The sequence below is a fragment of the Nocardioides sp. 31GB23 genome, assembly GCF_040012395.1.
Taxonomy (GTDB): domain Bacteria; phylum Actinomycetota; class Actinomycetes; order Propionibacteriales; family Nocardioidaceae; genus Nocardioides; species Nocardioides salarius.
In genome coordinates, this window is sequence record NZ_JBDYKJ010000022.1 from 38,626 (window position 1) to 65,577 (window position 26,952).

Consider the following 26,952-nt stretch of genomic DNA (forward strand, 5'->3'; position numbering starts at 1 on the left):
CTTGCGCCGGGTCGTCACCGCGGCAGTCCCAGGATCCGCTCGCCCGCGACGTTGCGCAGCACCTGGGTGGTGCCACCGGCGATCGAGAGACAGCGGGTGTTGAGCATCTCACGGACGTCCTCGGCCAGCCGCTCGCCCGAGGCGTCGGGCCGGTACGCCGCCACGGCGGCACGCTGCAGGTCCACCACGAGCTCGGCGGCGTCCTGGCGGTTGCGCACGCCGAGCAGCTTGGCCACGCTCGACTCGGGCCCGGGGCCCTGGCCGTCGAGCGAGCGCAGGGTGGAACGCACCCCCAGGAGCATGCACACGGTGGAGAGCGCCACGGTGCGACCCACCGCGATCCGCTCGCCGGTCTCCAGGCCGCCGGCGCCCGCCAGCTCGACGGCGCGCTCGGTCGAGGTCGTCAGCCGGCTGCCGGCCATCGCGACCCGCTCGTTGGCCAGGGTGGTGCGCGCCAGGCGCCACCCGTCCCCCGGCTCCGCGACCACGCAGTCGTCGGGCACGAAGACGTCGTCGAGGAAGACCTCGTTGAAGAGGGCCTCGCCGGTGATCTCGCGCAGCGGCCGCACCTCGATGCCCTCCGAGGCCCGCATGTCGACCAGGAAGTAGGTGATGCCCCGGTGCTGGGGCACGTCGGGGTCGGTGCGGGCCAGGCAGATGGCCCAGTCGGCGCGGTCGGCCAGTGACGTCCACACCTTCTGCCCGGTCAGGCGCCACCCGCCGTCGACACGCACCGCCCGGGTGCGCAGCGAGGCGAGGTCCGATCCGGCCCCGGGCTCGGAGAACAGCTGGCACCACACGATCTCGCCGCGCAGCGACGGCAGCACGAACCGCTCGCGCTGCTCGTCGCTGCCGTGCTGGACGATCGTGGGCAGCGCCCACCCGGCGATCACGATGTCGGGCCGCTCGATCCCCGCGCGGGCCAGCTCCTCGTCGATGACGACCTGCTCGACGGCCCCGGCGCCGCGGCCGTAGGGCGCCGGCCAGTGCGGCGTCAGCAGCCCCGCGCGCACCAGCGCCTCGCGGCGCCGACCGACCGGGAGCGCCGCCACGGCGGCGACGTCGTCGCGCACGGCCGGCCGCACGGTGTCGTCGCGACCCTGCAGGTCGAGCCGCACGCGCCGCCGGCGGCCGGCCACCGTCGCCGCCACGAGCCGTTGGGCCGCCTCGTCGCGGCGCCCGAGCAGGCCACGCAGGGCCAGCGCACGCCTCAGGTAGAGGTGGGCGTCGTGCTCGAAGGTGAACCCGATGCCGCCGAGCACCTGGATGCACGACTTCGCCACGTCGACGGCGCCGTCGAAGCAGGTCACCGCGGCGACGTCGACGGCGAAGTCCCACTGCTCGCGGTCACCGTCGGCCGCGGCCGCGGCCACGTCCCAGGCGGCCGCGGTGACCGCCTCGGCGTTCTCGAGCATCTCGGCGCACAGGTGCTTGACCGCCTGGAAGCTGCCGATCGGCCGGCCGAACTGCTCGCGGACGCCGGCGTAGGAGACCGCCGTGCCCAGGCACCAGCGCGCGAGGCCCGCGGCCTCGGCGGCGCCGTAGGTGACGGCCGCCCGGCGCAGGTCGCCGGCGTCGGCACCCACCACCCGGACACCCGAGGAGCGGTCGACCGCGGTGACGCGGCCGAAGCGGCGGCTCAGGTCGAGCCCCGTGACCTGCTCGGCCTCGACGGCGCCGCGTTCGACGAGCAGCAGGCCGTCGTCGTCGACCACCAGCAGGCGGTCGGCGCACGGCGCGTCCCACGCCAGGTCGTCCAGCACGAGCGAGACGACGCCGTCACCGACCACCCGGCCGGGAGCCAGGTGGGCGGCCACGACCGGGCCCAGCAACGGGCCCGGCACCAGCTCGTGGGCACAGGCCTCGAGGGCCACCGCGACGTCGAGCGGCCCACCGCCTCCGCCGCCGTGCTCCTCGGCGACCGCGATGGCGGGCACCCCCATCTCGACCAGCGCCTCCCAGGCCTCGGCGAACCCGGCCGTCGCGTCGCCCTCGGCCGCCCGGGCGAGAACCGGGCCGCCCAGCACGCCCGCCCAGGACCGCAGGCTGGCCGCCAGCTCGGTGTGCTCCGCGGAGATCCCGATCGACATGCTGTGCCCTCCAGAACTAGAACGTGTTCCAACTCTATAGGCTGCACCGCGTGAGCGACGACTGGCTGTCCCATGCCCTGGCCGCGAAGGGCTTCATGCCCGAGGACGAGGGCGACCTGCTCCACCGGCGGGCGCTCGAGCGGCTGCCCCACGGCCCGGTGCTCGAGGTGGGCACCTACTGCGGGAAGTCCGCGGTCTACCTCGGCGCGGCCGCGCGCGAGGTCGGTGGCGACCGGGCGGTCGTCTTCAGCGTCGACCACCACCGCGGCTCCGAGGAGAACCAGGCCGGCTGGGAGCACCACGACCCCGAGGTCGTCGACGGCGACGTGGGCCTGATGGAGACCCTGCCCTTCGCCCGGCGCACCCTGCACGACGCGGGGTTGAGCGACCACGTGGTGCTGGTGGTCGGCCGCTCGACCACCGTGAGCCGGCACTGGGCCACGCCGCTGTCGCTGCTGTTCATCGACGGCGGGCACGCCGAGGAGCACGCGCAGGCCGACTACGCCGGCTGGGCGCACCACCTGCTGGCCGGCGGGCTGCTGGTCATCCACGACGTCTTCGCCGACCCCGCCGACGGCGGCCAGGCGCCGTACCACGTGCACCAGCGCGCGCTGGCCTCCGGCGCCTTCGAGGAGGTCGAGGCGCTCGGCTCGATGCGGGTGCTGCGCCGGGTCTCAGGCGCGCCGGGAGAACCCGTCGGCTGAGACCGGCTCGTCGACGCAGCCGCACTCGAGGGCGATGTCGGAGAAGTGCGGCGCCAGCGAGGTGCCGCGCATGATCCCCGAGCCCGGGGTGGCGTGGCCGTGGGTCTCCCCCAGCGCGTCGACCGCCAGCAGCACCGCGGCGGCGGTGTAGGTGGTCCACTCGGGCGGCCAGTTGACGTTGACCGGCTCGGTGGCCGTGGCCTCGTCGCCGTAGACCCACCCGGTCCAGTACCTGCCGTCCTCGGTGCGCAGGTGCTGCATGTCGGCGAGCAGGTCGCGCGCGCGGCGCGCCTCGCCCAGGGCGTCGAGCGCCATCACGAGCTCGCAGGTCTCGGCGCCCGTCACCCACGGGTTGGTGTCGACGCAGAGGATGCCCAGGCCGGGGCGCACGAAGTCGTCCCAGCGGCTGTCGATGAGGGCCAGCCCCTCGTCGCCGCGCACCGCACCGCCCAGCACCGGGTAGTACCAGTCCATCGAGTAGGTGGACTTGTCGAGGAAGAGGTCGCGGTGGCGGCGCACCGCGTGGCCCAGCCGGCCGCCGGCCAGCTCCCACTCGGGCTGCGGGTCGTCGAGCAGGTCGGCCAGCGCGACGCCGGCGCGCAGCGACTGGTAGATGCTCGAGGAGCCGGCGAGCAGCGCCCCCTCCTCCTCGGGCGTCCAGTTGATGCCGCCGAAGGCCAGCTGCTGGCCCACCACCCAGTCGAGCCCGGCGCGCACCGAGGGCCAGAAGCGCTGCACGAAGGCCAGGTCGCGGCGCACCAGCCAGTGGTGCCAGATCCCGACGGCCAGGTAGGCCGACATGTTCACCTCGCCGCGCGGGTCCTCGACCTCGCCGCCGACGATCTTCATCGGCCACGACCCGTCGGCGCGCTGCATCGTGGGCACCCAGGCGTACGCGCGCTCGGCGGCCTCGACCTGGCCACCCACGAGCATCGCCATCGCGGCCTCGACGTGGTTCCAGATGTCGGTGTGCTCGCCGGTCGTCCACGGCACCGAGCCGCAGGGCTCCTGCATGGCGGCGATCGCGCGGGCGGTGTCGGCGACCTGCTGGGCCGAGAGCACCCCGTCGACGTACGGCAGCCGGGCCAGCTCGGCGTCGGCGACGCGGTCCTCAGGCCGCACGCGGGTCGCTCACGGGCTTGGTGACGTAGAGCACCATGCTCTTGCCGATCAGCGGGTCGAGCACCTTGCCGGCCAGCCGCAGGGCGCGCGGCTGCTTCATGATCTCCCACACCAGCAGGCGGTGGTAGGCCCTGACCGCCGGGTGCTCGTCGTTGGTGACGCCGACGGCGCACTTGATCCACCAGTACGGCGCGTGCAGGCCGTGGGCGTAGTCCTTGCCGTCGTAGGTCAGCCCGGCGTTCTCCAGCTTGCCGATCAGCTCCTTGTCGGAGTAGATCCGGATGTGGCCGTAGGGCACGTTGTGGTAGTCGTCGCTGAGCTTCCAGTTGACGATCTCGGGGAACCAGCGCGGCACCGAGACCGCCATCGTCCCGCCCGGTCGCAGCACCCGGGCCAGCTCCTCGATGGCCTGGATGTCGGCGGGGATGTGCTCGAGGACCTCGGCGGCCACGACGCGGTCGAACTCGCCGTCGGCGAAGGGCAGCGAGAGGGCGTCGCCCTCCTTGACGTCGGCCTCGGCGCCCTCGGGCACCTCGCCGGCCTCGCGCATGGCCACGAACAGCTCACGCACGCCGGCCAGCTCGTCGGCGTCCATGTCGAAGGCGATCACGTCGCCGCCGCGCCGGTAGGCCTCGAAGGCGTGCCGGCCCCCGCCGGCACCCATGTCCAGCACGCGGTCGCCCGGGCGCAGCCCCAGGCGGTCGAAGTCAACGGTGAGCACGGGTGCCCCACTTTCTGCTCGCCCGGCCCTTGCTGCCGGTGCCGGTCATCGGTCCTGTGGTCTGCCACGAGGCGATCACGTCCTCGTAGGCGGCGGCGACGGTGGCCGCCACCGCGCGCCAGCTGAACAACTCCTCGACGCGGCGGCGGCCCGCGCGCCCCATCTCCTCGCGGCGCTCGGGGTCGTCGAGCAGCGCCGCGATGGCAGCGGTCAGCTCGCCGACGTCACCCGGGGTCACCAGGTCGGCGCACTGCCCGTCGGGGCCGACCACCTCGGGGATCGCGCCGGCCCGCGAGACGATCAACGGCGTGGCGCAGGCCATCAGCTCGGCGGTCGGCAGCGAGAAGCCCTCGTAGAGCGACGGCACGCACGCCAGCTCGGCCGAGCCCATCAGCTCGACCAGCTCGGCGTCGCTGATGCCGTGGACGAAGCGCACGGAGTCGCCGATGGAGAGCTTGTCGATGAGCTTCTCGGTGCGCCCGCCCGGCTGCGGCTTGGTGACCAGGAGCAGCTCGACGTCGCGCTCGGTGCGCAGCTTGGCGAACGCCTCCAGCAGCGTCGAGATGCCCTTCATCGGCGCGTCGGCGCTGGCCATCGCCAGGATCCGCCCGGGCACCCGGGGCCGCGTCGGCGGCACGAAACCGTCGTCGACGCCGAGCAGGATGACCTGCATGCGCGCCGGGTCGACCCCGAAGTCGCGGGCGATGTCGCGCTTGGAGGTCTCCGACGGCGTCATCAGCGCGCGGGCCGAGCGGGCCACGCGGCCCTGCATCCGCAGGAAGCCGTACCAGCGGCGCAGCGTGAGCTTGCGCCACGGGTTGCGGGTCTGGGCCAGGTCGATGCGCCGGTCGAAGGTGATCGGGTGGTGCAGGGTCGTGATCAGCGGCATGGTCTGCTCGACGTCGAGCATGCCGTAGCCCAGCACCTGGTTGTCGTGGGCGACGTCGAACTCGTCGGCGCGCTCGCGCAGCAGGCGGGCCACCCGGGTGCTGAAGGTCTTCGGCTCAGGGAAGCCGGCCGCGCACATCGTCGCGAACTCCTCGACGTCGACGCGGTCGCGGAACTCGCGCAGCCTGGGCACGCGGAACGGGTCGGGCTCGCGGTAGAGGTCGAGGCTGGGCACCTTGGTCAGGCGCACGCCCTCGTCGAGGTCGGGGTAGGGCTGGCCGGAGAACACCTCGACCTCGTGGCCCAGGTTGACGAGCTCACGGCTGAGGTGGCGGATGTAGATGCCCTGGCCGCCGCAGTGCGGCTTGGATCGGTAGGACAGCATCGCGATCCGCATGCCGGGCTCCTCTGGTCGGTACGGCCGTCGGGGCCGGTCGGGGTCTCGAGCCACCACCGCCCGCCTCACCCCTGGGGGCCGTGGAGCAGAGTGGAACGTGTTCTATCATGTCACGACTCGTCGGTAGCCTAGTCGGCGATCCATCGACCACACGAAAGGGTCCAGCGTGACCGTCAGCAACTCCCTCAGCAGCGACGAGCTCGGCTCGGCCGCCCAGCGCGAGCGTCGCAAGCGCATCCTGGACGCCACGATCGCGCTGGCCTCGGAGGGTGGCTTCGACGCCGTGCAGATGCGGTCGGTCGCCGACCACGCCGAGGTGGCCCTCGGCACGCTCTACCGCTACTTCCCCTCCAAGATCCACCTGCTCGTCTCCGCGCTGGGCCGCGAGTTCGAGCGCGCCGAGGTCCAGTTCGCGCAGCGCGAGATCCCCGGCGACACCGCCGCCGAGCGCGTGGTCAACGTGCTCAAGACCACCAGCCGCGGAGTGCGCGGCGACGCCCACCTCACCGAGGCCCTGACCCGGGCGTTCATGTTCGCCGACGCCTCGGTGCGCGCCGAGATCGACCACGTGGGCATGCTGATGACGCGGATGGTCACCCGGGCCATGGACCCCACCCGCGACGCGGCCGGCGACGAGCTGAGCGAGACCGACATCGCCATCGCCCAGGTGATCGGCGACGTGTGGCTCTCCGCGCTGGTCGGGTGGGTCACCGGTCGCTCGAGCGTGGCCGAGACCAGCCAGAAGATCGAGGTCGCGGTCCGGTTGCTGCTGCGCGACTGACTAGCGCACGGCGGCGGCCGTCGAGCCGCCCAGGTCCATCGCCGGCAGGCCCAGCTTGCGGTGGTCCCAGCTGCGCACCCGGTCGGCGTCGAGCCGCACCACGACGCGGTTGCGGGCCATCACCTCGACGAAGGGGCGCATCTCCTCGGTGTACGGCGCGTTGTAGCGCTCGAAGACGTTGACGCACACGTCCCACACCAGCTGCTCGTCCTCGAGCACCACCCCGGTGCCCTCGAGCGCGACCCCGCGCAGCTGGTCGTAGGTGTGGCCGTTCTCGACGAGGAAGCTCATCCGCGGGTCGCGGCGCAGGTTGACGACCTTCTGTGACTTGACCTTGGTCTCCAGGTAGACGTGGCCGTCGAGCCAGGCGTACCACATGGCGACCAGGTGCACGGCGCCGTCCTTGCCGATCGTGGCGACCGTGGAGCTGCGCTGCTCGGTCAGGAACGCATCGACCTCGGCCTCGTCCATCTGGACCTGACCGCGCTGGTTGGCCATCTGCTGCTCATCCTCCGAAGGCGTGGGTGGCGCTGACGCCGCCGTCGACGGCGATCTCCGCCCCGTTGACGTACGTCGACTCGTCGCTGGCAAGGTACACGTAGAGCGGGGCGACGTCGTGGGGGTGCCCGACGCGGCGCATCGGCACCTTGGCCGCGCCGTACTCCATGGCCGCGTCGCCGCCGTGCTCGCGGGTCATCGGGGTGTCGATCATGCCGGGGTGCACGGAGTTGACCCGGATGCCGTGGGGGCCGAGCTCGTGCGAGGCGCCCTTGGTCATGCCGCGGATGGCGAACTTCGTCGCGCCGTAGGCCACCACGCCCGACATCCCGCCCAGCCCCTCGGTGGAGCTGGCGTTGATGATCGAGCCGCCGCCGTTCTTGCGCATCGTGCGCGCCACCGCCTTCATGCCCAGGAAGCAGCCGAGCTGGTTGACCCGGAACATCAGCTCGAGGTCGGCGACGTCCTGGCGCTCGACCTGGCCGAAGCGCAGCACGCCGGCGTTGTTGGCCAGCACCGAGACCGGCCCCCACTGCTCGCCGGTCGCGGCGACGAGCCGGGTCCAGGACTCCTCGTCGCTCACGTCGTGGTGGGCGAAGCGGGCCATGCCCGGGTGCGAGGCCTCGAGCTCGGCGGCCAGCGCCTCGCCCGGCTCGTCGGCGACGTCGGCGATGACGGTGCGCGCCCCCTCGGCCACGAACGCGCGGCAGATGCCGGCGCCCTGGCCCATCGCCCCGCCGGTCACGATGGCGACCTTGCCGGCCAGCCGACCGTGGCCGGCCCCGCGGGTGCTGCCGTCGGTGCTGCTCACAGGCTCATCCTCATGATCGAGTCGGCGGCGAAGCCGACGGCGGGGTCCCGCTCGGCGAAGAAGCCGCCCAGCCGCTCGTCGAGCTCCTCGGCGGTCCAGGTCGTTCCCGTGGTGTCGAAGCGCTGCTCGACGACGGGCGCGGCGACCACGGCCACCATGCCGCCGTACACGACGAGCACCTGGCCGGTGATCCGTGCGGCGGCCGGCGAGGCCAGGTAGGCCACCACGGGCGCGACGTGCTCGGGCGAGTAGGGGTCGACCGCCTCGCCCGAGGTGTCCTCGCCGAAGACCTCCGCGGTCATCGCGGTGCGGGCGCGTGGGCAGATCGCGTTGGCGCGCACCCCCGAGGAGCCCAGGGCGCGGGCGGTGGCGACGGTCAGGGCGGCGATGCCGGCCTTCGCGGCGCCGTAGTTGGCCTGCCCGGGCGGGCCCGACAAGAAGGCCTCGGACGCGGTGTTGACGACGCTGCCGTAGACGGGCCCGCCCTGCTGCTTGGCCTGCGCGCGCCAGTGGGCAGCGGCGTTGCGGGAGAGCAGGAAGTGCCCGCGCAGGTGCACCCGCACGACCGCGTCGAACTCCTCGTCGCTCATGTTGAAGAGCATCCGGTCGCGGGTCATGCCCGCGTTGTTGACCACCACGTCGAGTCGGCCCAGGTCGTCGACGGCAGCGGCGAGCATCGCGTCGGCGGTGCTGCGCTCCGCGACGTCGCCCTCCACGACCAGCACCCGGCGACCCAGCGCCTTGACCTCGTCGACCACCCGGTCGGCGGCGCCCGGCAGGTCGTTGACCACCAGGTCGGCGCCCGCGCCGGCCAGGGCCAGCGCCTCGGCGCGCCCCAGGCCGGCCCCAGCGCCGGTCACGACGGCGACGCGGCCCTCCAGCGACGTGCTGCCGCCCGGCTCGTGGCTCACTCAGTCCTCCAGCCGGATCGCGGCACGCGGGCACGCGGCGACGGCACGCTCGACGTCGGCGCGGTTGTCGTCGGTGGTCTGCTCCGTCTTCAGCTGCAGGTAGTCGTCGTCGTCGAGCTCGAAGACCTGCGGGGCCATCGCCTCGCACAGCGCGTTCGACTCGCACAGGTCGAAGTCGACCTTGATCGTGCTCATGGATCAGCTCCCTTCACTGGAGTGGCCCGGGAACACCTTGGCCCCGGGGTCGATGGCGACGGTGGCGTTGTTGACGGCCGTGGCCGCCTCGCCGAAGCCGACGGCGATCAGCCGCACCTTGCCGGGGTGCTCGGTGATGTCCCCGGCGGCGAAGACGCGGGGCAGGTTGGTGCGCATCGAGGGGTCGACCACCACGTGCCGCTTGTCGACCTCGATCCCCCACTGCTGGATGGGGCCGAGGTCGGCGACGAAGCCGAGCGCGGCGACCACGGCCTGGCAGGCCAGCACCGTCGTCTCCTCCCCCTGCCGGAGCTCGATCTCGGCGAGCGGACCGTCGGGGTCGCCCGGAGCGGCGCGCAGGGCCAGCACCTCCGCCTCGGTGACCAGGCGCACCGACGAGGCACGCACCTGCGCGACGGTGCGCTCGTGGGCGCGGAACTGGGCGCGCCGGTGCACCAGGGTGACCGAGCGGGCGACCGGCTCGAGGTGCACGGCCCAGTCGAAGGCCGAGTCGCCGCCGCCCACGATCACCACGTCCTTGTCGGCGTACGGCTCGAAGCGCGGCACGAAGAACTCCAGGCCGCGTCCCAGCCAGCCCTCCCCCGCGGGCAGCGGCCGGGGGCTGAACTTGCCGATGCCCGCGGTGACCAGCACGGCCCCGGCCCGCACGACCGTGCCGTCGTCGAGCCCCACCACGACCCCGTCGTCGAGGTGCTCCAGGGTCGACGCGGTGCGGCCCAGCAGGTACGTCGGGTCGGCGCTGGCCGCCTGCTCGACCAGGCCGGCCACGAGGTCGCGCCCCTTGACGGCCGGGAACCCGGCGACGTCGAGGATCAGCTTCTCGGGGTACATCGCGGTGATCTGGCCGCCCAGCTCGGGCAGCGAGTCGACCACCGCCACCCGGTGGCCCCGGAAGCCGGCGTAGTAGGCCGCGAACAGCCCGGTCGGGCCGGCGCCGACGACCAGCAGGTCGCACTCCACGTGCTCGGGGTGCTCGGTGGTCGGGGTCACACCGAAACCATAACGTGTTCTAGTTCCGGCGTCACCGGCAGCCCGATGGTCGGAGGTGGTCAGCCGAGAGGACGAGTCAGCTGGTAGGCGGAGTCAGCTGGTAGGCGACCCCGTCGACGGCGCGCACCCACTCCCGTCCCGCGACCGCCCGCAGCTTGCGGCGCACTCCCGCCACCTGCACGTCGACCAGGAAGCCCGACTCGACGAAGTCGCCGTCCCACACCGCCTCGGCCAGCTCGGTGCGCGGCCAGGGCGTCCCCGGCCGGCTGGCGAGCACTCGCAGGACCTGCACCTCCGTCGGGGTGAGCAGCACGACGTCGTCGCCCAGGCGCACGTGCCCGGCGCCCGCGTCGATGCGCAGGTCGCCCACCTGGAGGACCTCCTGCCCCTGGGGGGCGACACTGCCGGACTGCTGCTGGTCGGCCCCTGCCCTGGGCCGGCGCAGCAGTGCGACGGCACGGGCTCGCAGCTCTCGGGGGGAGAAGGGCTTGGCCAGGTATTCGTCGGCGCCCACCTCGAGGCCCACGAGGCGGTCGATCTCGGAGTCGCGGCCCGTGATCATGACGATGTAGGCGTCGGTGAACCCGCGCAGCTCCCGGCACACGTCGGTGCCGTCGGCGTCGGGCAGGGTCAGGTCGAGGGTGATGAGGTCGGGAGCGTTCGCACGGGCCACCGCGACCGCCTCCGCGCCGGTGCCCGCGGTGACCACGGCGATGCCGATGTCCTCCAGGACCGTCACCAGCAGGTGGCGGATGTCAGGGTCGTCCTCGACGACGAGAGCTCGGTGCCCGGACACTCGTGCCTCCTGCCGCGCTGGATGGTGCCGGTCCTCCGGCCGTTCATGGTCGCCCCCCAACGACGAGGTCAGGCTAGCGCGCCCTGCCCCAGCCGCGGCACGCCGGTTCGGGGACCTGCCCCGAGCCACCGCGCACGCCGGTAGCCTGTGCCCTGCCTGGGGGGGACCAGAGCCACGGCTCGACCTGAGCACGAGACGAGTCAGGATCACATGACAGACCACGACGCCGCCTCCGAGGCGCAGCGCCAGCGTGCCGTCGACAGCCTCGGGCTCGCCCCGGGCGGACGGCATCCCCGGCTCGACAGGATCACCCGGTTGGCGCGCCTGGCGCTGTCGGTCCCGATGGCGGGGGTGACCGTGCTGGAGCACGACCGGGCGTGGTTCCCCTCCGTGCAGGGCATGCCGGGCGATCCGATGCCGCGCCGCGACACCTTCTGCGACGCCGCCATGGGCCAGGACGAGACGCTCGTGGTGCGCGATGCGGCGCTCCTGCCGCGGTTCGCGGATCTTCCCGCCGTGAACGAGGAGGGGATCAGGTTCTACCTCGGCCGCACGCTGCGCGACCCGCACGGCAGTCCCGTAGCGACGTTCTGCGTCCTCGACACACGCCCGCGCGAGGTGGACGACGACGACCTCGAGGTCTTCGAGGACCTGGCCGCCTGGGCTGAGCGGGAGCTGGTGTCGTCGACGGAGATGTCGCAGGCGCGACACGTCCAGGCCTCCCTGCTCCCCTCGGCGCCGCTGCGGACCGGGGCGTGGCAGGTCGCAGGCGTGTGCCACCCCGCACTCGCGGTCGGGGGCGACTTCTTCGACTACTCCGTCACCGACGACGTCCTGCACCTGAGCCTGGGCGACGTCATGGGCAAGGGGACCGGCGCCGCGCTCATCGGAGCCGGCGCCCGCACCGCGTTGCGCAGCACCGACGCCGCGGTCGCCGCCGGCGTCGACCTGGGCGTGACCGTCACCCAGGTCGCGCAGGGACTGCTGGCCGACCTCGAGTCCGCCGAGTCGTTCCTGACCCTCTTCGAGGTGGCGCTCGACGCCGGCACGGGCCTGCTGCGCTACGTCGACGCCGGTTCCGGCCTGGCGCTCCTGGTCCGCGGCGACGGCACCATCGAGCGCCTCGACGGTCGCGACCGTCCCCTGGGTGTTCTGGCCGACGACCACTGGACCGAGCACGAGCGCGACCTGGGCCCGGCGGACCGGTTGCTGGTCTTCAGCGACGGTCTCCTGGACCTCGTTCCCGACCAGGCGAGCTGGTGGGAGCCCATCGGTGAGCTGGTCGCCGGCGCCGCCGACCTGTCCGGTTGCCTGGCCGCCATCACCCGGCTGGCGCACTCGCAGACCCCCCTCGACGACATCACCGCAGTCGCCGTCTTCGGCGCCGGGCAGGACTCCGGCCGGTGACGCGTCGCCTGGCGCTGATCCGCGTCATCGTGGTGGCGACCGCCCTGCTCGGCATCAACTACGTCGCCTGGCGCTGGATGTTCTCGGTGAGCTGGTCTGCGTGGTGGATCGCGGTGCCGCTCGTGCTGGCCGAGACCTACAGCCTCGTCGACTCGCTGCTCTTCGGGCTGGGCATGTGGCGGCTCAAGGAGCGCGGGGACGCACCGGCTGCCCCGCCAGGCCTCACCGTCGACGTCTTCATCGCCACCTACAACGAGCCCATCGACCTGGTGATGCGCACCGCGAGAGCCGCCAAGGACATCACCTACCCGCACCGCACCTGGGTCCTCGACGACGGCAACCGCCCCGAGATGCGTGCGGCCGCGGAAGCCGAGGGCATCGGGTGGCTGACCCGCTCCGCCGACTGGGCGGGCATGCCGCGCCATGCCAAGGCCGGCAACCTGAACAACGCGCTGCTGGCCACCGACGGGGAGTTCCTCCTGATCCTCGACGCCGACCAGGTGCCGCTCCCGGAGATCCTGGACCACACGCTGGGCTACTTCGCGGACGAGCGGATGGCACTGGTGCAGACCCCCCAGTGGTTCGTCAACGTCCCGGCCAGCGACCCTCTCGGCAGCCAGGCGCCGTTGTTCTACGGACCCATCCAGCAGGGCAAGGACGGCTGGAACGCCGCGTTCTTCTGCGGCTCCAACGCCGTCATTCGGCGCGAGGCCCTGATGCAGCTGGGGATCTCCCGCTACGTCGGTGAGGTCGAGGAGGGCGTGCGCCGCGCCCTGCGAACCGCCCGTTCGGTGGTCCGCCGGGCGGCACGCCAGCTGGGCGCGGAGGAGCACGAGGTCCGGGGAGCCCTCGACGAGATCGCCCACGACATCGGGAGGGCCCGGCGTGAGCTCGAGCGGGGCACGCCGCTCTTCGACGTCACCTACCGGTTCCAGCGCAGGGTCGAGGAGGTGCGCACCCGCCTCGTCGCCTCCGACCTGGAGACGCTCCAGGCCGACCTGGCGGTCATCGCCGAGCTCGAGGGGATCGCCCACGATCCCGACCTGAGCCTGGCCACCATCGACGAGTCGGCGTTGGCGCGGATGGCTGCCCGGGACCTGTCCCCCCTGGGGGCCGTCGAGACCGTCGACGCCCTGGTGCGAGCACTCGACGTCGACCGCACCGGCGAGGCGCAGCCGATCATGCCCCTGGCGACCATCTCGGTCACCGAGGACATGGCCACCTGCATGCGCCTGCACACCCTGGGGTGGCGCAGCGCCTACCACGACGAGGTGCTGGCCCACGGGCTGGCGCCCGAGGACCTGCAGACGATGCTGGTGCAACGGCTGCGCTGGGCCCAGGGCACCGTGCAGGTGATGTTCCGCGAGAACCCCTTGGTCCAGAAGGGGCTGAGCCTGGCCCAGCGGCTCATGTACTTCTCCACGATGTGGAGCTACCTGTCGGGGTTCGCGGCCCTGGTCTACATCGCCGCGCCCGTCATCTACCTGACCATCGGGGTGCTTCCGGTCAAGGCGCTCTCCACCGACTTCTTCGCGCGGCTGGTGCCTTTCCTGATCGTCAACCAGCTCCTGTTCCTCGTCGTGGCGAACGGTCGACCGACCTGGCGCGGGCAGCAGTACTCCCTGGCGCTCTTCCCGGTCTGGATCAAGTCGTTCACGTCGGCGTTCGGCAACGTGTTCCTGCACCGGGACCTGGACTTCGCGGTGACGCCGAAGACCAAGCAGGCCGACACCGGCCCCGCCTGGCACCTCGTGCGCCCCCAGCTGTGGGCCATGGGCCTGCTGCTCGGTGCGATGGTCGTGGGGGTCGTGCGGATCGCGGTCGGGCAGGCCGACGTCTTCGGCAGCGTCTTCAACATGGTCTGGGTGGTCTTCGACCTCGCCATCTTCTCCATCATCATCCGTGCCGCGCGCTACCGCGGCTACTCCCCCGATCCCGTCCCCGGACCCCAAGGAGCATCATGATCGATTTCGCCGTCCACACGCGCGACGACGGAGTAGGCGTGGTCGTCCCCCAGGGACGACTCAACATGGTCTCCGCACGCCGCCTCAAGGAGCTGCTCTCCGAGCTGGTGGCGGGCGGGACCGTCCGCATCGTCGTCGACATGGCGGAGACGACCTTCCTGGACTCCTCCGGCCTCGGCGCCCTCATCGGTGGCCTCAAGGCCGCGCGCCAGGCCGGTGGTGACCTGCGCATCGCGCGACCCACGCCCGCCGTGACCACGGTGTTCGAGCTGACCAACCTCGATCGGGTGCTGCGTGCACGCGAGGACGTCGACGGTGCGTTCGATGACTGAGGGCTCCGCCGTCGAGCCGGGCCTGGACCAGATCGACGACCGGCTCGAGCTCTCGGCCGCCGCCACCCCCGAGATCCTCGACCTGGTGCACGCGCTGCTCGAGCACCTGCTCGCCCAGCGCGAGGACGTCGACGCGAGCGCCCGGATGCGGTTCGAGATGTCCGTCATCGAGATCCTGTCCAACATCGTCGAGCACGCCTACCAGGCCGACTCCGGACTGTCCCGCCCGCCAGGCGGTTCACGCCGGTTCACGATCACCCTGGCCGTCACGGCGACCCGGCTGATCGCCGCGCTCAGCGACAACGGGTTGCCGATGTCTCTGGACCTCGAGACCGCCACGATGCCCGACGACCTGGCCGAGTCCGGACGCGGCCTGGCCATGGCGACCGCCGCCCTGGACGCACTGGAGTACGAACGGGTGGAGGGGCGCAACAGGTGGCACCTGATGTGCCTGCACGGCGCCGCACGGTGAGACAGCAGCGGAGGCCGGTGCTGCTCCTCCTGGCCTGGCTGCTGCTCCTCGCGGTCGGACCCTGGCCCCCGGCCGGCGCCGACACCACTCCCGGCCCGGCGGTGCCACCGGCCGGGCGTCCGCTCTTCGGGCCCGGGCTGGACTGGGCCGAGGACAGCGCGGCCGCCTACCAGGAACGCCTGGGCCTGGCTCCCTCGCTCTACGAGCAGCGCGTCGCGTACCCGCTCGACCCCGAGTCGACGACCTTCCTGGAGCAGATGGTCGAGCAGGTCGCGCCGCAGGGGGCTGTGGCCCTGCTCAGTCTCGAGCCGTCGGTCGCCCTGGGTGATCTCGACCAGGCCGACGCGGCAGCCCTGGCCGAGACCCTCAGCCGGCTGCACGCCGAGCACGGGACCACGTTCCTGCTCCGTTTCGCCCCCGAGATGAACGGCACCTGGTACTCCTGGGGCCAGCAGCCCCGGGCCTACGTGTCGGCTTTTCGCGAGCTGGCCGGGGTGGTGCACGCCTCGGCCCCCGAAGCACGGCTCGTCTGGTCGCCCGTCTACGGCGCCGGCTACCCCTACGGGGCGGCGTACGGGGACGTGGACCCCGACCGCACCCGCGACGTCACCGCTCTCGACACCGACGCTGACGGTCGGCTCGACGGCGACGACGATCCCTACGGCCCCTACTGGCCCGGCGCCGAGGCGGTCGACTGGGTCGGCCTGACGCTGTTCCACTTCGGCATCGACCGCGGACGCGAGGACAACGCCCTCGACCCGTCGTCCGGCGGCACGCCGGGCGAGGACGAGCGCAGCATCGGCTTCGAGACCGATGTCGCTCCCCGGGCCGGCGCCTTCCGGGCCCGCATGGTGGAGCAGTTCGGCTACGACGGCACGAGGCGACGCGAGCCGTTCTACGAGCGCTTCGCCGAAGCGTACGAGCGGCCACTGCTGGTCGAGACCGGTGCGGTCTGGCTGCCGGACGCCGCTGGTGACCCCGAGCTCAGGATCAAGCGCGCCTGGTGGCGACAGGTCCTGGCGGCCGACGAGGAGTATCCGCTGCTGCGCGGCATCTCGTGGCTCGAGCAGCGCCGACCCGAGGCCGAGGTGCAGGGCCGGACGGTCGACTGGCGGGCCACCCGCCTGCCACGACTGGCGACCGCCTTCGCCGAGGACCTCACCGGCGAGGTGACGCTGGGCCCCGTCACCTCGGCACCGACCGGCGACCAGCCCGGCGCGGCAGCCGAGCGCGACGGCGACATCGCCCCTGCCGTGCGCCCCGACCCGGCCGCCGGCGGCCTGGTGGCGGCCTGGTGGGCGCTGACCGTCATGCTGCTGCTCGCGCTCCTCGTCTCGCGACTGCGACCGGGATGGAGCTGGCCGGGTCACGATGCCCCCGACACGACCGGTCGCGACGAGCGTCTCGACGTCCTGCGGGGGATCCTGCTGGTCGTCCTGGTGGCCGCGCACCTCGAGGCGCTCACCGCCACGTCCGGCCCCGTGTCACGACTGATGGGCGTGACCACGGGACCGGAGGCCTTCGTGCTGCTCTCGGGCGTGGTGCTGGCGATGGGGCACGGGCCGCTCGTGGCACGGGTGGGCGCCCTGTCCGCCGCGGGCCGGTGGTGGCGCCGAGGAGCCGCGTTGTGGTTCACCGCGGTCGCGACGACGCTCGTCGTCCTGGGCGTCTCCTACCTGCCGGGCGCCAGGACCTCCGGGGTCACCACCTGGGCGGCGACCGGCGCCGGCGTCGATCTCTACACCGGGGCCGCATCGCTGCTGGAGTACCCGCCGCCGTGGCCCGCCGTGCGTGACCTGTTCCTCCTGGGCACCGGTCCCTGGCCGCTGGCCATGCTGGGACTGCTCGTGGTGCTGTCCCTGGCCGCGCCGGCGGTCCTGTGGCTGCTGGGACGTGGCCTGTGGTGGCTGGCACTGCTGCTGTCGTGGGGCCTCTTCACGTGGGGCACCGTCACCGCTCCTGACTGGACCGTGGGGCAGTACGAGTCCGCCTACCCACCACTGGTGTGGCAGGTGGTCTTCGTCCACGGACTGGTGCTGGGCCACCACCGGACCGTCCTGGCCCGGGCATGGGCGTCCCCGGCAGGCCGGGCCGGGTTCCTGGCCTCGGTCGTCGCCCTGGCCACGGCGCTGACCGTTGCCTGGACGGCCCCCGGGGGACCTGCGCTGCTCCTCCACCTGTGGGGTGGCGACGCCCTGGGTGCCGGACGCCTCCTGTCCGTCCTGCTGGTGGGGCTGGTGGCCGTCGCGGTCCTCAGCGCGGCCTGGACCCCGGTGCGCCGCGGCGTCGCCCGGGTGCTGGTGCCCGTGGGCCGCGCCGGGCTGCTTGTGCTGGTCCTGCACGTGCTGCTGCTCGTCGTGGTCGACACCGTCGCGACCGGCACGGGGACCACCGCGCCCGGTGCCTGGTGGGCGACCGTGGTGCTGCCCACCGTCGCCCTCGTGCTGCTGGTGGTGCTGGCGCCGGGACTGGTCAGGAGGACGGTGGCTCGCTGAGGGGCGCCTCCCAGCGTCGCCGCCGCTCCTCGTCGCCCAGATCCCACCACGGGGTGCCGCGCTCCCCCAGCGCCTCCTTCGCCGCCTGCACGCCGGCGCGCGAGGTCTGCTCCTCGTCGGTGCCCCGGGTGCGGCGCACGTCGCGGCGCCACGCCATCAGGTTGCGCTGCAGCTCGTCGCGGCGCTCGGGCGGGATGTCGGGGTCGGTGGCACGCCACCGGCGACCGTCGACCACGATGTAGCGGCCGTCGGGGGTGTGCTCGACGTCACTGCGTCCGCTCATGACCCGCTGCCCGCTTCGAGTGCGGCGCGGTCGAAGGTGCGCCGGGCGCGCAGCCGGTAGCGGTAGACCTGGACCAGACCGAGGGTCCAGAGCACGTACTGGGTGCTCATCGCCCACCGGAACGCCTCCGGCGTGTAGTCGGACCCGCCGCCCGGCGTGCGCCAGTCGAGCACCAGGCCGATCGCCACGACCAGCACCAGGCTGGCCGAGAAGCCGCCGACGTTGATGATGCCCGTCGAGCTGGCCATCCGCTCCGGCGGGTTGGCGGTGCGCCCGACGTCGAAGCCGATCATCGAGGCCGGGCCGCCGACACCGCACACCAGGGCCAGCACGACGAGCACCCCGAACGGGGCGTTGCCGGGCCAGGCCAGCACGACGCTCCAGCTGACCACGATGCTGATCACCACCGCGAGCACCATCGAGGAGCGGTGCCACGGGTGCAGGCCGATCAGCCACCCCAGCACCGGCCCGCTGACGATCACGGCCACCACGATCAGGGTCAGCAGGAACCCGGCCTCACCAGGGCTGCGACCCTCGCCGCGCACGAAGAAGGGGTAGCCCCACAGCAGCGAGAGCGTCGTCGCGCTGAACTGGGTGGAGAAGTGCATCCAGAATCCGAGCCGGGTGCCGGGGTGCGACCAGGAGGCCCGCAGGCTCGCCACCACGAGCGCGGGCGACATGAGCTCACCGCGCGTGTGCCGGCGTCCCGGCGCGTCGGCGACCACGACCAGGGCCACCAGCGTCAGCACGGCTCCGACGACGGCGGTGACGAGGTAGGCCGTGGTCCACCCCCACTGGCCCAGCGCCCAGGTCATCGGCACCGCGGCCGCGATCGCGCCGGTCTGGCCGATGGTGCCCGTCAGCTGGGTGAACAGCGGCACCCGCCGCACCGGGAACCAGGTGGCCAGCAGCCGCAGCACGCAGATGAAGGTCATCGCGTCGCCCATGCCTACGAAGAAGCGCGCCACCAGCGCCACCGGGTAGCTCTCGGCGAACGCGAAGGCCGTCTGCGCCGCAGCGAGCAGGACCGCACCGCTGAGGAGCACGCTGCGGGGGCCGTACCGGTCGACGAGCAGCCCGACCGGCACCTGCATGGCGGCGTAGACCAGCAGCTGCAGCATCGTGAAGCTCGCCAGCTGGGAGGCGGAGATGTCGAAGCGCTCGGTGGCCACCAGCCCGGCCACGGCCAGCGACGAGCGGTGGAAGACCGCCAGCAGGTAGAGGGACAGCGCGACCGCCCAGATCAGCACCGCCGCCGACGGCGCTCGCTCGGGTGTCCTCGTCACGGTGTCATTCTCCGCCCCTCCCGGAGCACGGGGTCTCCACCCCTAGGGTGGCCCTCATGAGGAGCCGGTTCTCGCGTGATCCCCGAGCCGACGGGGTCCTGGGACCCCAGCCGTCGGCGGTCCTGCTGGCCACCCAGGTCCTGGCCGTCATCGCCTACCCCTTCCTCGACGGCAGCACCGTCGGCCGGGCCCTGCTCGGGGTCGCGCAGATCGCCGTGGTGGGCGCGGCCCTGGCCGCCGTGCGCCGCACGCCGGCCCTGAACTGGGTGGCCCTGCTCGTGGGGGTGCCCGCCGCCGGCTTCACGGTGCTGGAGGCGCTCACGGCGGACGTCGACTGGATCGTGCTGGTCTCGGCGCTGCTGCACGCGCCGTTCTACTTCTACGTCTCGTACTCGATGATCCGCTACCTCTTCCACGACGACAAGGTCACCAAGGACGAGCTGTACGCCACCGGCGCCGCCTTCACCGTGGTCGCGTGGGGCTTCGCCTACGTCTACGCCGCGGTGGCCGTCCTCTCCCCGGACTCCTTCTCGGGGGGCTCCGCGACCGACGGCCAGACCTGGTTCGAGCTGCTCTACCTGTCGTTCTCGGTGCTCACGAGCGTCGGCCTCTCGGACGTGGTGCCGATGGGCTCGCACGCGCGCTCCTTCGTGGCCGTCGAGATGGTGGTGGGCGTGCTCTACGTCGCCCTGGTGATCTCGCGCCTGGTCGGACTCACGGTCAGCCGCCAGGCGATGAAGGCCGTGGACAAGGACTGAGCGTGGCTCGAGCGGCCGGCTACTTGGTGGCCTCCATCATCTGGCGCAGCTCCTTCTTCAGCTCCTCCACCTCGTCACGCAGCCGCGCGGCGAGCTCGAACTGCAGCTCGGCGGCCGCCTCGCGCATCTGGTCGGTGAGGTCCTGGATGAGCTGGGCGAGGTCGGCGCTGGGCATGCCGGCCAGCTCCTTGGCGTGCTTGCCGGCGTCCTTGCCCGCCAGCGCCGGGACCGGCTGCTTGGCCTTGACCCCGCCGGCACGGCCCTTGGCCGCGGTGCCGGCCCAGGTCTCGAGCAGCGCCTGGGTGTTCTCGTCCTCGCGGGCGAGCATCTCGGTGATGTCGGCGATCTTCTTGCGCAGCGGCATCGGGTCGACGCCGTGGGCGGTGTTGTAGGCCACCTGCTTCTCGCGACGCCGGTTGGTCTCCTCGATCGCGGCCTCCATCGAGGGCGTGATCTTGTCGGCGTACATGTGCACCTGGCCCGAGACGTTGCGCGCCGCGCGCCCGATCGTCTGGATCAGCGACTTGTCCGAGCGCAGGAACCCCTCCTTGTCGGCGTCGAGGATCGAGACCAGCGAGACCTCCGGCAGGTCGAGCCCCTCGCGCAGCAGGTTGATGCCGACCAGCACGTCGTACTGGCCCAGGCGCAGGTCGCGCAGCAGCTCGATGCGCTTGAGCGTGTCGACCTCGCTGTGCAGGTAGCGGGTGCGGATGCCCGCGTCGAGCAGGTAGTCGGTCAGGTCCTCCGACATCTTCTTGGTCAGCGTGGTGACCAGGACCCGCTCGTCCTTCTCGGCGCGCTCGCGGATCTCGTGGATCAGGTCGTCGATCTGGCCCTTCGTCGGCTTGACCACGACCTCGGGGTCGATCAGGCCGGTGGGGCGGATGATCTGCTCGACGACGTGCGGCGGGGTCGAGCCGCCGACCTTGTCGAGCTCGTAGTCACCAGGGGTGGCCGAGAGGTAGATCGTCTGACCGATCCGCTCGAGGAACTCCTCCCACTTCAGGGGGCGGTTGTCCATGGCGCTGGGCAGGCGGAACCCGTGGTCGACCAGGTTGCGCTTGCGCGACATGTCGCCCTCGTACATGCCCCCGATCTGCGGGACCGCGACGTGCGACTCGTCGACGACGAGCATGTAGTCCTCGGGGAAGTAGTCGAGCAGGCAGTTGGGCGCCGAGCCGCGCGCCCGCCCGTCCATGTGCATCGAGTAGTTCTCGATGCCCGAGCAGGAGCCGACCTGGCGCATCATCTCGATGTCGTACGTCGTGCGCATCCGCAGGCGCTGGGCCTCGAGCAGCTTGCCCTGCTTCTCGAAGCTCGCCAGCTGCTCCTCGAGCTCGGCCTCGATCCCGCGGATCGCGCGCTCCATCCGCTCCGGGCCGGCGACGTAGTGGGTGGCGGGGAAGACGTAGAGCTCGTTGTCCTCGGTGATCACCTCGCCGGTGACGGCGTGCAGGGTCATCAGCCGCTCGATCTCGTCGCCGAAGAACTCGATGCGCACCGCGTGCTCCTCGTAGACCGGGAAGATCTCGAGGGTGTCGCCGCGCACCCGGAAGGTGCCCCGGGTGAAGGACATGTCGTTGCGCGTGTACTGGATCTCCACCAGCTGGCGCAGGATCGAGTCGCGGTCGCGTTCCTCGCCCACCCGCAGCCGCAGCATCCGGTCGACGTACTCCTGCGGGGTGCCCAGGCCGTAGATGCACGAGACCGTGCTGACCACGATCACGTCGCGACGGGTCAGCAGCGAGTTGGTCGCCGAGTGCCGCAGCCGCTCGACCTCCTCGTTGATCGAGGAGTCCTTCTCGATGTAGGTGTCGGTCTGGGGGACGTAGGCCTCGGGCTGGTAGTAGTCGTAGTAGGAGACGAAGTACTCCACCGCGTTGTCGGGGAAGAGCTGGCGCAGCTCGTTGGCGAACTGCGCGGCCAGCGTCTTGTTGGGCTGGAGCACCAGCAGCGGGCGCTGCACCTGCTCGGCGACCCAGGCCACGGTGGCGGTCTTGCCGGTGCCGGTGGCCCCCAGGAGCACCACGTCCTGCTCGCCGCCGTTGATGCGCTTGGAGATCTCGGCGATCGCGGCGGGCTGGTCGCCGCCGGGCTGGTAGTCGGAGACCACCTTGAAGGGGGCGACACGGCGCTCGAGGTCGGTGACAGGACGCATGCTCCGAGCCTAGACATGCCCACCGACACCCGCACGGTCCCGGCGCCCGGTGCGGACCGGTGAGGCTGCTTCTCTTCCATAACGTGAACGACGCTCATATATTCAGCGCACGCTCCCTCCACCTCCCCCCGAGGAGTCCCTCGTGCGCATCGTCGTCCGGCTGCTCTGCCTGGCCCTCATCTCCTTCACGCTCTCCCTGACGGCGTCGTCCCCCGTGGCCGCGCACGAGGAACGCGAGTCGCAGTTCCCGGCCGGGGACGGCACGGTCCCGAAGAAGCGGTCCCTCCGGCAGGCCGCCGACGTGATCGTGGTCTGCAAGGCGGACTCGCGGAAGCGGATCAGGAAGCTGCCGGGCAGGAGGCTGCGCGCCTTCAACATGCGGCTGCTGCGCCAGTGCGAGCACCGGCACATGCAGGCGGCCGTGGACGCGGTCGAGAGGCAGCGCACCAACATCTACGTGCTGCCGGGTGTCTACCGCGAGCAGCCCAGCTGGGACGTGCCCTGCATGGACGACTACGAGGGCGGCGTCGTCGAGTACGACCAGATCGTCTCCTGCGGCGAGGTGGTCAACCTGGTCACCATCGCCGGCGACGACCCGGACGACCCCGACATCAAGTGCGACAACCAGCTGTGCGACCTGCAGGTGGTCGGCACCGGCGCGGGCCCGCGCGACGTCACGCTCAAGGGCGGCTTCCGCGAGGACGGCGACTGGGTCAAGCACAACGGCATCAAGGCCGACCGGGCCGACGGCTTCTACCTGGCCAACATGCGCGCCATGCTCTTCCGCGAGAACGCCTTCTACGTCCACGAGACCGACGGCTACGTGCTCGACCGCTTTGAGGCCTCGCACAACGACCTCTACGGCGTGCTGACCTTCACCTCCGACCACGGCGTGATCTCGAACTGCAACGCCCACCGCAACGGCGACTCGGGCGTCTACCCGGGCTCGGCCGCCGACGTGAACGCCACCAGCAGCACCACGGGCCCCCTGACCCGCTGGGCGGCCGAGGTCACCGGCTGCAACATGCACCACAACGCGCTCGGCATGTCCGGGACGGCCGGGAACTCGGTCTACGTGCACGACAACCGCATCCACCACAACGGGCTCGGCTTCATCGTCGAGTCGATCCTCGCCGGCCACCCCGGCATGCCGCAGGACCACGGGTGGTTCGAGGACAACCTGATCTACAGCAACAACACCAACTACTACGAGAAGTACGTGCAGGGCGACGACGCCCCCTGCCAGGAGACGACGGCCGAGCTGGTGGGCCACCAGCGTGGCGTGGTCTGCCCCGCCTTCGGCTTCCCCGTCGGCACCGGCGGCATGATCATCGGCAACCACAACTTCATCGACTCCAACCAGGTCTGGGACAACTGGCGGCAGGGGTTCATGCTCTTCTGGGTGCCACCGGCGCTGCTGCGCGGCGACTACGACCCGCTGCACCAGCAGGACAACTCCAACCACAACGCCTTCACCAAGAACGAGCTCGGCTACTCGCCGAAGGGCGAGGTCCTGCCCAACGGCATCGACTTCTACTGGGACGAGGCCGGCCAGGGCAACTGCTGGCAGGACAACCTGACCGCCCCCGGCGCGGAGGTCACCCACAACTACGCGATCGACCTGCCCGACTGCGGCAACCCCTCGCAGTGGCCCATCGGCAACCTGGTCAAGACGACCCAGCTGATCCCCTGCGCGACCTACGACCGCCGGTCCGAGCCCGACCCGGCCGGCTGCGACTGGCTCGACACCCCGGAGAAGCCCGGCACCGGCTCCCGGGCGCAGGGCGCCGGGGCCGAGCGGCCCGGTGACGGACCCGTCGCCCCCGCGGCCCTGCTGGCGATCACGCTGGTGGGCACCCTGGGCATCCGCGCCGCCGGCGCCCGACGCCAGCGCGCCCGGGCCGACCAGTGAGCCTGCAGACCGCACCACGGCCCCACGCGGGCGCGGCACCCCTCGAGCCCGGCCTCCCCGGCCGCGGCCGCGGGCGGCTCGTGGCGGCGGCCCTCGGCCTGACCGCAGCCCTCGCGGTCGGCTGGGCGCTCGCCCCGCACCTGGTCACCGTGCACTCCCCGGAGGTGGCGCTCGCGCCCGACGCCGGCCTCCACGTCGAGGGGTACGGCGATGCGGGGACCTACGCCCTGCACTACCGCTACGGCGAGCGCGTCGAGCTCACGGTGCCGCTGCGCAACGCCTCGGCCGTGCCCTGGCGCGTCACCGACGTCGAGCTGGTCGAGCCCGACTACCCCCTGCTGGAGCCGGTGGGCGGGCCCATCGAGCCGGTGGCGCTCACGCCGTACGGGGACGGCGAGGTGGGGCTGGTCTTCGAGTACGCCAACTGCCGCTACTACCACGAGCGGGCCAACAACTCCTTCGACCAGGTGCGGGTCAGCGGCACCGTGCTGGGCCGCGAGACCTCCGTGCTGGTCGACCTCGAGGTGCCGCTGGTCGTGCACAGCCAGGTCATCCTCGACTGCCCCGAGCGCACCCTGGTCCGCGGCGACGACGTACGACGCTGACGGGCCTGCACCGCCACCTCCGGCCTGGTACTACCGTGTCCGCGTGACCCACCGCAGCGAACCCATGGCCGGACGGGTGCTGCGGGTCGTGCGGCGCACGCTGCTGACGATCGTGGGCGTGCAGCTCGCCGTCGCGATCGGGATGTCGCTGGTCGACTCCTACCGCCGGCGGGGCAAGAAGCCCAAGCCCTTCCCCACCACGCCGCCGCGCACGGTGGAGGTGGGCGGGGGGACGATGACCACCTACACCTACGGCAGCGACCTCTACGCCGACATGCTCGAGGCGATCGAGGGGGCGCAGCGCCAGGTCTTCTTCGAGACCTACATCTGGAAGGGCGACGCGACCGGCGAGCGCTTCAAGAAGGCCCTGGCCGACGCCGCGGCGCGGGGGGTCGACGTCTACTGCATCTACGACGGCTTCGCCAACCTCGTCGTCTCCCCCGTCTTCAAGCACTTCCCGCGCTCGATGAAGGTGCTGCGCTACCCCGTGTACGCCGCCGGCCTGCGCTTCTTCGACCTGCGCCGCTACGGCCGCGACCACCGCAAGATCCTGGTCGTCGACGGTGAGGTCGGCTTCGTGGGCGGCTTCAACATCGGTGACGCCTACGAGACCGAGTGGCGCGACACCCACGTGCGGGTCACCGGGCCGGGCGTGTGGGACCTGCAGCGCGCCTTCGCGGACTTCTGGAACCTCAACCGGCGCCGGCGGCTGGGCCACAGCGCGCGCCCGCTGCTGCTCGAGACGTCCTCGGTGTGGGAGTCGCGGATCCGGTTCCAGCGCAACGTGCCGCGGCTGTGGATGTTCCCCATCCGCTCGATGTACCTCGAGGCGATCAACCGGGCCAGCCGCAACATCTGGCTGACCACCGCCTACTTCCTGCCCGACCCCGACTTCGTCGACGCCCTCAAGGACGCCGCGCGCCGCGGCGTCGACGTGCGCCTGCTGGTGCCGCTGAAGTCGAACCACATCGTGGCCGACTGGATCTCGCGCGGCTACTTCTCGCACCTGCTCGAGGCGGGGGTGCGGATCTTCCGCTACCGCGACGCGATGGTGCACGCGAAGACCGCGACCGTCGACGGCACCTGGACCACCGTCGGCACCGCCAACATCGACCGGCTGAGCCTCAGCGGCAACTACGAGATCAACGTCGAGGCCATCGACCGCGGGCTCGCCGAGGTGATGGAGGAGATCTTCACCGTCGACGAGTCGAACTGCCTCGAGCTGACGATCGGCGAGTGGGAGGCGCGCGACCTGCACCGCAAGTTCACCGAGTTCGTGCTCGCTCCCCTGCGCCCCCTGCTCTGACCCGTCCCATATCTCCCCCTGACCCGGCCCATACTTCGCGCCGAGTCGGCCCAGACCTTCAGGGCTGGTCCGCGGAGGGGATGTCGAGCACCGAGAGCAGCTGCAGCGCCTTGGCCTTGTCACCCTTCACCTTGAGCTGGCCCTTGAGCACCCCCGCGACCGGCGCGAGGTGGCCGGTCGCCAGGCGCAGGAAGTCGTGGCCCGCGCACGTGATGGTCGCGTCGCGGCGCTCGGGCACCTCGGTGTCGACCAGGCCGGGACCGGCCGTGCGGCAGACTCCGGCGGCGACGCGCACGACGTACCTCTCGGTCTCCCCGTCGCCGCGACCGGTGAGCCGGAAGCCGATCGTCAGGTCGCAGCGCCCGGCTCTGCGGGCATCGAGGAAGGTCGGCAGTCGGCTGAACACCTCCTCGAGGACGACGTGGCGGAAGCCGCCCGCCATCACCGAGCGCAGGTGGGCGGTGGGGACCCCGACGAGCGTGCGGGCGACGGTCACCGGGTCGAGCGCGCGCGGGTCGACGGCGACGGGGTCGGCCTCCGTGCCTGGCACGACGAACACGCCGCCCAGCGCCAGCGCGAGGTCGGCGTCCCCCTCGACCACCAGCCGCCCCGCCAGCAGGTCGAGACCGGCGTTGGCGACGCCACCGACCAGGTCGGGCAGGTGGCTCGCGGGCATCGTGAGCACCACGTCGACCGGCGCGTCCGTTGGGGGGACCACCTCGACCACGCCGTCGGTGAGGACCACGACGCTGCTGGTCACGACGTGACCGTCGTGGGTGAGGTCGAAGCGCACGCTGCCGCGCAGGGCGGCGAGCCTCTCGGGCAGCGCGTGCTCGGGCAGGCGCTGCAGGAGCGCGACAGCCTCCGCGGGGTCGAGCAGCACCGTCGATGTTGTCTGCGTCACAGCGTCACAGTAACCACGCTACGGCCGGTTCGGGCCGGGTCAGCGCGACATTTGCGCCGGGTCAGCGGGAGATATGGGGCTCTTGTGACCCTTCCGTGGGTCGCTGAGCGTGGCCTGATGTGGCGCACGCCGTTCTCTGTCTAGG

Annotated in this window: 25 protein-coding genes; 11 read left to right on the forward strand and 14 right to left on the reverse strand. The window is 72.1% G+C overall.

Going from position 1 to position 26,952, the window contains the following annotated elements; genetic code table 11:
- Positions 1 to 14: 14 nt before the first annotated feature.
- Entirely contained in the window at positions 15 to 2,090 is a 2,076-nt protein-coding gene (locus ABKW28_RS09105; protein ID WP_348608522.1) for an acyl-CoA dehydrogenase, read from the reverse strand.
- Between the two features lie 50 nt (positions 2,091 to 2,140).
- On the opposite strand from ABKW28_RS09105, the gene ABKW28_RS09110 reads away from it, so the two are divergent.
- Entirely contained in the window at positions 2,141 to 2,794 is a 654-nt protein-coding gene (locus ABKW28_RS09110; protein ID WP_307823143.1) for a class I SAM-dependent methyltransferase, read from the forward strand.
- Here the strand turns inward: ABKW28_RS09110 and ABKW28_RS09115 are convergent.
- Genes ABKW28_RS09115 through ABKW28_RS09125 form a run of 3 tightly spaced genes read right to left on the reverse strand, consistent with a single transcriptional unit; the run spans position 2,765 to position 5,922 of the window.
- Positions 2,765 to 3,916, reverse strand: coding sequence for a prenyltransferase (locus ABKW28_RS09115; protein ID WP_348608525.1), 1,152 nt, complete (start codon positions 3,914 to 3,916; stop codon positions 2,765 to 2,767). The genes ABKW28_RS09110 and ABKW28_RS09115 overlap by 30 nt on opposite strands.
- Positions 3,906 to 4,637: a methyltransferase domain-containing protein gene (locus ABKW28_RS09120; protein ID WP_193670620.1), complete on the reverse strand. Its 732-nt coding sequence runs from the start codon at positions 4,635 to 4,637 to the stop codon at positions 3,906 to 3,908. Before ABKW28_RS09120 ends, ABKW28_RS09115 begins: the two co-directional genes overlap by 11 nt.
- Positions 4,624 to 5,922 carry a glycosyltransferase family 4 protein gene (locus ABKW28_RS09125; RefSeq protein WP_193670619.1) on the reverse strand — a complete coding sequence of 433 codons (1,299 nt, stop codon included), beginning with the start codon at positions 5,920 to 5,922 and terminating at the stop codon, positions 4,624 to 4,626. Before ABKW28_RS09125 ends, ABKW28_RS09120 begins: the two co-directional genes overlap by 14 nt.
- A gap of 166 nt (positions 5,923 to 6,088) precedes the next feature.
- Between ABKW28_RS09125 and ABKW28_RS09130 the strand changes: the two genes are divergently transcribed.
- The gene (locus ABKW28_RS09130; protein ID WP_348608528.1) at positions 6,089 to 6,703 is read left to right on the forward strand and encodes a TetR family transcriptional regulator; all 615 of its coding nucleotides are present in this window, start codon (positions 6,089 to 6,091) and stop codon (positions 6,701 to 6,703) included.
- Here ABKW28_RS09130 and ABKW28_RS09135 read toward each other — a convergent pair whose 3' ends face one another.
- From ABKW28_RS09135 to ABKW28_RS09160, 6 genes are all read right to left on the reverse strand, one after another.
- Positions 6,704 to 7,201 carry a TIGR03618 family F420-dependent PPOX class oxidoreductase gene (locus tag ABKW28_RS09135; protein WP_348608531.1) on the reverse strand — a complete coding sequence of 166 codons (498 nt, stop codon included), beginning with the start codon at positions 7,199 to 7,201 and terminating at the stop codon, positions 6,704 to 6,706.
- Positions 7,202 to 7,208: 7 nt separating this feature from the next.
- Positions 7,209 to 8,012 (reverse strand): glucose 1-dehydrogenase, encoded by an 804-nt coding sequence (locus ABKW28_RS09140; protein ID WP_307823141.1) that lies wholly within the window; start codon positions 8,010 to 8,012, stop codon positions 7,209 to 7,211.
- Positions 8,009 to 8,923, reverse strand: coding sequence for a 3-oxoacyl-ACP reductase (locus ABKW28_RS09145; RefSeq protein ID WP_348608534.1), 915 nt, complete (start codon positions 8,921 to 8,923; stop codon positions 8,009 to 8,011). The genes ABKW28_RS09140 and ABKW28_RS09145 overlap by 4 nt, the downstream gene beginning before the upstream one ends.
- Positions 8,924 to 9,118 carry a ferredoxin gene (locus tag ABKW28_RS09150; protein WP_302706256.1) on the reverse strand — a complete coding sequence of 65 codons (195 nt, stop codon included), beginning with the start codon at positions 9,116 to 9,118 and terminating at the stop codon, positions 8,924 to 8,926. It abuts the gene before it with no gap.
- 3 nt (positions 9,119 to 9,121) lie between these two features.
- On the reverse strand, positions 9,122 to 10,129 hold the full coding sequence (locus ABKW28_RS09155) for an NAD(P)/FAD-dependent oxidoreductase (protein ID WP_348608537.1): 1,008 nt from the start codon (positions 10,127 to 10,129) through the stop codon (positions 9,122 to 9,124).
- Between the two features lie 76 nt (positions 10,130 to 10,205).
- Complete coding sequence (locus ABKW28_RS09160) at positions 10,206 to 10,925, reverse strand: response regulator transcription factor (RefSeq protein WP_348608540.1); 720 nt, start codon at positions 10,923 to 10,925, stop codon at positions 10,206 to 10,208.
- A gap of 210 nt (positions 10,926 to 11,135) precedes the next feature.
- Between ABKW28_RS09160 and ABKW28_RS09165 the strand changes: the two genes are divergently transcribed.
- Genes ABKW28_RS09165 through opgC form a run of 5 tightly spaced genes read left to right on the forward strand, consistent with a single transcriptional unit; the run spans position 11,136 to position 17,595 of the window.
- A complete protein-coding gene (locus ABKW28_RS09165; protein ID WP_204797331.1) occupies positions 11,136 to 12,332 on the forward strand; it encodes a SpoIIE family protein phosphatase in 1,197 nt (398 codons plus the stop codon).
- A complete protein-coding gene (locus ABKW28_RS09170; RefSeq protein WP_348608543.1) occupies positions 12,329 to 14,296 on the forward strand; it encodes a glycosyltransferase family 2 protein in 1,968 nt (655 codons plus the stop codon). The genes ABKW28_RS09165 and ABKW28_RS09170 overlap by 4 nt, the downstream gene beginning before the upstream one ends.
- Positions 14,293 to 14,628 (forward strand): STAS domain-containing protein, encoded by a 336-nt coding sequence (locus ABKW28_RS09175; RefSeq protein WP_193670612.1) that lies wholly within the window; start codon positions 14,293 to 14,295, stop codon positions 14,626 to 14,628. Before ABKW28_RS09170 ends, ABKW28_RS09175 begins: the two co-directional genes overlap by 4 nt.
- Complete coding sequence (locus ABKW28_RS09180) at positions 14,621 to 15,100, forward strand: ATP-binding protein (protein ID WP_193670611.1); 480 nt, start codon at positions 14,621 to 14,623, stop codon at positions 15,098 to 15,100. The genes ABKW28_RS09175 and ABKW28_RS09180 overlap by 8 nt, the downstream gene beginning before the upstream one ends.
- Before the next feature lie 17 nt (positions 15,101 to 15,117).
- The gene (gene opgC, locus ABKW28_RS09185) at positions 15,118 to 17,595 is read left to right on the forward strand and encodes an OpgC domain-containing protein (protein WP_348608546.1); all 2,478 of its coding nucleotides are present in this window, start codon (positions 15,118 to 15,120) and stop codon (positions 17,593 to 17,595) included.
- Here the strand turns inward: opgC and ABKW28_RS09190 are convergent.
- Both ABKW28_RS09190 and ABKW28_RS09195 read right to left on the reverse strand, forming a co-directional pair.
- Positions 17,573 to 17,878: a hypothetical protein gene (locus ABKW28_RS09190; protein ID WP_348608549.1), complete on the reverse strand. Its 306-nt coding sequence runs from the start codon at positions 17,876 to 17,878 to the stop codon at positions 17,573 to 17,575. The two genes, opgC and ABKW28_RS09190, sit on opposite strands and share 23 nt — an antisense overlap.
- Positions 17,875 to 19,164, reverse strand: coding sequence for an MFS transporter (locus ABKW28_RS09195; protein WP_307823138.1), 1,290 nt, complete (start codon positions 19,162 to 19,164; stop codon positions 17,875 to 17,877). Before ABKW28_RS09195 ends, ABKW28_RS09190 begins: the two co-directional genes overlap by 4 nt.
- A 56-nt stretch (positions 19,165 to 19,220) precedes the next feature.
- Here ABKW28_RS09195 and ABKW28_RS09200 point away from each other — a divergent pair, with 56 nt between their 5' ends.
- Positions 19,221 to 19,922, forward strand: a complete 702-nt coding sequence (locus tag ABKW28_RS09200; RefSeq protein WP_193670608.1) for a two pore domain potassium channel family protein — start codon at positions 19,221 to 19,223, stop codon at positions 19,920 to 19,922.
- A gap of 19 nt (positions 19,923 to 19,941) precedes the next feature.
- Here the strand turns inward: ABKW28_RS09200 and uvrB are convergent, their stop codons facing one another.
- Positions 19,942 to 22,080 carry an excinuclease ABC subunit UvrB gene (gene uvrB / locus ABKW28_RS09205; protein WP_193670607.1) on the reverse strand — a complete coding sequence of 713 codons (2,139 nt, stop codon included), beginning with the start codon at positions 22,078 to 22,080 and terminating at the stop codon, positions 19,942 to 19,944.
- 142 nt (positions 22,081 to 22,222) lie between these two features.
- Here uvrB and ABKW28_RS09210 point away from each other — a divergent pair, with 142 nt between their 5' ends.
- Genes ABKW28_RS09210 through ABKW28_RS09220 form a run of 3 tightly spaced genes read left to right on the forward strand, consistent with a single transcriptional unit; the run spans position 22,223 to position 25,903 of the window.
- Positions 22,223 to 23,992 (forward strand): hypothetical protein, encoded by a 1,770-nt coding sequence (locus ABKW28_RS09210; protein WP_348608552.1) that lies wholly within the window; start codon positions 22,223 to 22,225, stop codon positions 23,990 to 23,992.
- Positions 23,989 to 24,597, forward strand: coding sequence for a hypothetical protein (locus ABKW28_RS09215; protein WP_348608555.1), 609 nt, complete (start codon positions 23,989 to 23,991; stop codon positions 24,595 to 24,597). Before ABKW28_RS09210 ends, ABKW28_RS09215 begins: the two co-directional genes overlap by 4 nt.
- Before the next feature lie 43 nt (positions 24,598 to 24,640).
- On the forward strand, positions 24,641 to 25,903 hold the full coding sequence (locus ABKW28_RS09220; protein ID WP_307823137.1) for a phospholipase D-like domain-containing protein: 1,263 nt from the start codon (positions 24,641 to 24,643) through the stop codon (positions 25,901 to 25,903).
- Between the two features lie 58 nt (positions 25,904 to 25,961).
- Here the strand turns inward: ABKW28_RS09220 and ABKW28_RS09225 are convergent, their stop codons facing one another.
- Positions 25,962 to 26,807 carry an SCP2 sterol-binding domain-containing protein gene (locus ABKW28_RS09225; RefSeq protein WP_348608558.1) on the reverse strand — a complete coding sequence of 282 codons (846 nt, stop codon included), beginning with the start codon at positions 26,805 to 26,807 and terminating at the stop codon, positions 25,962 to 25,964.
- Positions 26,808 to 26,952 lie beyond the last annotated feature (145 nt).

Bases quoted from the DNA above. Each gene is read 5' to 3' on its own strand.
- ABKW28_RS09105 (WP_348608522.1), bottom strand. From the start codon at position 2,090: ATGTCGATCGGGATCTCCGCGGAGCACACCGAGCTGGCGGCCAGCCTG.
- ABKW28_RS09125 (WP_193670619.1), bottom strand. From the start codon at position 5,922: ATGCGGATCGCGATGCTGTCCTACCGATCCAAGCCGCACTGCGGCGGC.
- ABKW28_RS09135 (WP_348608531.1), bottom strand. From the start codon at position 7,201: ATGGCCAACCAGCGCGGTCAGGTCCAGATGGACGAGGCCGAGGTCGAT.
- ABKW28_RS09150 (WP_302706256.1), bottom strand. From the start codon at position 9,118: ATGAGCACGATCAAGGTCGACTTCGACCTGTGCGAGTCGAACGCGCTG.
- ABKW28_RS09165 (WP_204797331.1), top strand. From the start codon at position 11,136: ATGACAGACCACGACGCCGCCTCCGAGGCGCAGCGCCAGCGTGCCGTC.
- ABKW28_RS09175 (WP_193670612.1), top strand. From the start codon at position 14,293: ATGATCGATTTCGCCGTCCACACGCGCGACGACGGAGTAGGCGTGGTC.
- ABKW28_RS09180 (WP_193670611.1), top strand. From the start codon at position 14,621: ATGACTGAGGGCTCCGCCGTCGAGCCGGGCCTGGACCAGATCGACGAC.
- ABKW28_RS09190 (WP_348608549.1), bottom strand. From the start codon at position 17,878: ATGAGCGGACGCAGTGACGTCGAGCACACCCCCGACGGCCGCTACATC.
- ABKW28_RS09200 (WP_193670608.1), top strand. From the start codon at position 19,221: ATGAGGAGCCGGTTCTCGCGTGATCCCCGAGCCGACGGGGTCCTGGGA.
- uvrB (WP_193670607.1), bottom strand. From the start codon at position 22,080: ATGCGTCCTGTCACCGACCTCGAGCGCCGTGTCGCCCCCTTCAAGGTG.